General features: G+C 42.4%; 6 protein-coding genes. 2 read left to right on the forward strand and 4 right to left on the reverse strand.

Annotation, left to right across the window (positions count from 1 at the left end; translation table 11 throughout):
• On the forward strand, positions 1-483 hold a 483-nt coding region (locus Q0369_RS10530; RefSeq protein ID WP_298099634.1), incomplete at its 5' end, for a DUF364 domain-containing protein.
• A gap of 59 nt (positions 484-542) precedes the next feature.
• Positions 543-1,115, forward strand: coding sequence for an alpha/beta hydrolase (locus Q0369_RS10535; RefSeq protein ID WP_298099639.1), 573 nt, complete (start codon positions 543-545; stop codon positions 1,113-1,115).
• A gap of 618 nt (positions 1,116-1,733) precedes the next feature.
• Here the strand turns inward: Q0369_RS10535 and Q0369_RS10540 are convergent.
• The 4 genes from Q0369_RS10540 to Q0369_RS10555 form a co-directional block, all read right to left on the reverse strand.
• Positions 1,734-2,075 (reverse strand): hypothetical protein, encoded by a 342-nt coding sequence (locus tag Q0369_RS10540; RefSeq protein WP_298099642.1) that lies wholly within the window; start codon positions 2,073-2,075, stop codon positions 1,734-1,736.
• Between the two features lie 47 nt (positions 2,076-2,122).
• Positions 2,123-2,890 (reverse strand): hypothetical protein, encoded by a 768-nt coding sequence (locus tag Q0369_RS10545; protein WP_298099645.1) that lies wholly within the window; start codon positions 2,888-2,890, stop codon positions 2,123-2,125.
• Positions 2,887-3,036 (reverse strand): hypothetical protein, encoded by a 150-nt coding sequence (locus Q0369_RS10550; protein ID WP_295098417.1) that lies wholly within the window; start codon positions 3,034-3,036, stop codon positions 2,887-2,889. Before Q0369_RS10550 ends, Q0369_RS10545 begins: the two co-directional genes overlap by 4 nt.
• Positions 3,037-3,085: 49 nt before the next feature.
• The coding region (locus Q0369_RS10555; RefSeq protein WP_298099650.1) for a hypothetical protein at positions 3,086-3,800 on the reverse strand (715 nt) is incomplete at its 5' end.

Genomic DNA, 3,800 nt, shown 5'->3' on the forward strand with positions numbered 1-3,800 from the left:
GATTACGACGTGAAATTCGGCGCCGATCCCTTTGAGCAGCTGCGGATCGAGCGCGGCAGCTTTAGCGTCGTCGTGGGCGCGCTGGTGCCCTACATCAAGACGCTGATGAAAAATGGCGCGGATTTTAAAATTTTAGAGCTTGACAAAAGTACGCTCAAAGAGGCTGAGCTGCCGTTTTACCTGCCTGCAAGCGAGGCCGCAAGCGTTGTGCCGCGCGCAGATAACGTGATAATCACGGCTACGACGCTCATCAACGACACGCTGGGTGGGCTTTTGCGCCTGAAAAAAAGCGGCGCCAAGCTCGTGCTCGTGGGGCCTACCACGCCGCTACTGCCGCAGGCGCTATTTGAGCGCGGCGTGGACTTTGCGGGCGGCACGCTCGTGCGGGATGCCGACGCGGTGCTCGATATCATCGCGCAGGCGGGCTCGGGGTATCATTTTTTGGGTAAATTTGCCGATAAAATCACGATCTGTAAGGGCTAGGGCGCGGATTGAAATTTTAAAATTCTGCGCGCAAAGGGCTTAAATTTAAAGGAGAAAATATGCAAAAGTGCGTCTATATCGTGCACGGCTACGACGCTTCGCCTAAAAGCCATTGGTTTGCCTGGCTTAAAGGCGAGATCGAAAAATCGGGCGCGAGCGCGGAAATTTTAACGATGCCTACGCCTGCGAATCCGAGGCTTGATGAGTGGCTGAAGACATTGCGAGAAAGCGTAAAATTTGAAGGCGAAGTCTATTTGGTCGGACACAGCCTCGGATGCCCTACGATCTTAAATTTCTTACAAAGCAGTGCCGCAAGCGGCGCAGTAGAGGGCGTCGTGCTAGTTTCGGGGCTTGCAAAGCCGCTTAGCGATCCGCAATTTAAAATTTTAGACGAGTTTATGGATAAAGGCTTTGATTTTGAGCGCATAAAAGCCGCCGCAAAACAGCGCGCGGTGATTGCCGCAAAGGACGATTATATCGTGCCGTTTAGCTTCAGCCGTAAGTTAGCGGGGCAGATCGATGCTAAGTTTTACGAGGTGGAGAAGGGCGGGCATTTTTTGGATAGAGACGGCTTTACGAAGCTCGATCTTGTGTATGAAATTTTAGAAAAAATGATGAAATTAAAAGGCTAGGCTTCGGGCAAACGCGCCCGCCCGCCCGGTTTTTGCTTCTGTATTCGCGCCGCTCGCATTTTCTCTGCCGGAGTTCGGATTTGCTTTGCGGCTAAGATCAAGGTTTCGTCGTTAGCCCGAAGGCTATGCGCCCGCACAGATAAGCCTGCGGCGTAATCGTCGTTTGCGAGGCGAGTTCCGTGCCATTTTAAAATTTTGCAAATGTCGCAGCGATATAAGCGTGTTCTGCATAAATGTTAAAGCGCGGCGGCTAGCGAGAATTTTATCAGTTCGCAAAAATTTTGTCCGCGGCGAAATTTCACACTCTTGAGCGTGGGCTAAATTTTGTATCCAAGCCCGTGCCGCGCGAAAGATAAAATTTAAAGCCTGCGGCGGAGCTTTTGCGATGATAGAATTTTAAAATTTTAAGGCAAGCGGGATGAGCTAAATTTTAAATAGCACCCAGCTCGCATGCGTTAAATCTGCGCCCAAACCCGCGCTGCGCGAGAGATAAAATTTAGCGGGCGCGAAAGGCGCATAGGCTTAGCTCTTCTTTCCGTTAAACATATACGAGATCACGAAAACGAGCAAACAAATAGGCACGAACGCAAATGCAAACGGCGCGCTCCAGCTGGCAGCCTACTCGCCCCAAAAATATCCCTCCGCCAAGCACGCCAGAAAGCTGACGTAAAAAGCGCCGAGCGATAAATTTTCTACTGTAAAAAGCAGCAAACTAAAATTTGGATTTTCTACAAACAGCTTGCTTAGCTTAAAATTTTTATATCTTTTGAACAAATACCAAAGCAGCGCGCAAGCCAAAATCGCAAATATTGCTACAAAAACGGCGATTCTTAGCACGCCCGCCAAAGGCAAAACCGCCAAAATCAAAGACGCCGCCCACCAAATAAGTAAGAAAACCATCGGCACCGCCAGCAAATACTTCGCCGTCCTATGAAATTTATATTTTTGCTCTGCACTCATCGGTCTTAAGTCCCTTAAATTTTTTAATAAAATTCATATTAGAGAATTTAGCGCATCTCTATATCTCTACCTCCCAAATAATATTCTTCCAGCGGATAATTTATATTGCCGCAGTTATCAAATTTAAAACCTTTTCCAATACCGACTACGGCATTTTTTCTCTCTTTATAGTATTTCTTCACGATAATAAAATTTCCTCTCTCTCTCGTATCGCACAGATACTCCGAATGGTTAAATTGCATATAATTGCCGTTAAATATAGCAAATTTATCAAGAAACAAAGTGCCTGTGACTTCTTTCTCGCCACCGCCAACCCTAACTATCGGTCTGTCAAATCCAACGCTCGTATCTTTCAAATTTATTTTTAGATATTTCTTTGGATCGGTTTTTTTAGCCTTTAGCTCTTTCATCAGTATCTGCTCGGTCGTTTTTCCCTCTTGATAATATTTTTCTAATACTTCAAAACAATTTGATAAGTTTATATTTTCTAGTTCATAGTATGCAACCTCGTATCTACTGGACCAAAGACTACCGAAGGTTTTCAACCTATAAGCATCAATCATCCAATATAGCTTTACATCATAGTCCAAATATGCCCCGGCTACTTTTTTATACAGCTCCTCTTTGGGCAAAATTCTATCCTCTTTCAGGCAGTATCCTTGCTTGTATTTGTTGTAATCGGGGAGAGAAACTATCACAAAGCCTCGTGAAGTGGAATAATCGGGAATCATACGGATAAATGCGGCGCAGAGTATTATTATAAGAAGCAGCGTGCCAGCTAGGGCTTTAAATTTAAGAGATTTATAAAATTTCATATCAGTCCTTTTCTATCCATCCATTCGTTAGAGGCTAATTCTTTCGGACCAGGAGGAGTTTTCTTCCCCCACAAATAATAACTCAATATATCGGCACCGTAATTGCCCTCTAATTCTAATCTCAAATCAGTTTCTTTTTTGCTCATCTCTTATCCTTTTTCGGTTACATTCGTTAAGATAAAATTTCAACCAATCTTATCCACCGTGAATCCACATATCCAGCTCCTGTTCTGCCGGAGCTTTGATATCAAAATTTATATTTCCGCAATTATCGTATGAAAATTTACGCCGCAAATGCTTCATATGAGTGTAAGCTAAGACTTCATTAAGGCTTTCTAAGTTCTCATATCCGTTTTTTATTCGCATTAAATTTTCTTTGCTTTTGATTTTTGTTAAATCTTCTTTATTGTTAAGCTCGATATACCAACTTATATAACCAGGTCTGGCATAATTCACAAAAAATTTATTCTCTTTTATTAAAAATGATTTTTCTAAAAACATTTTTCCACCATGAAGCGGATTTTTCTCTTCCGATAAGATAATAGGCTGTCTAAAGCCTAAAATTTCATCCTTATATACAAAATATTTTGATAGATCGGAGATATCTATTTGCGTCTTGTCTTTTATCTCATAATCAAAACTCTTTCTGTCGGTATTTTCAACCAAAAAATCAAACCAGTTTTCTTCATTAAAATCGCCGATTAGATAGAGCTTGGAGACGCTCGCCGTATAAAAACTATGGCCGAAATTTTTTATATCGTGCTCATCGATAATGGTATTTCGCAAAATTTCATAGTCGTGATATCTTTTAAAATAATTTATAGCGGCATTTCGAAGTAACTCTTCGTTGCTCAGAATTCTATTCTCTTTTAGACAATATCCCTTTTGATATTTGTAATAGCTAAAAATA

The organism is uncultured Campylobacter sp., assembly GCF_938030685.1.
Classification (GTDB): Bacteria; Campylobacterota; Campylobacteria; order Campylobacterales; family Campylobacteraceae; genus Campylobacter_B.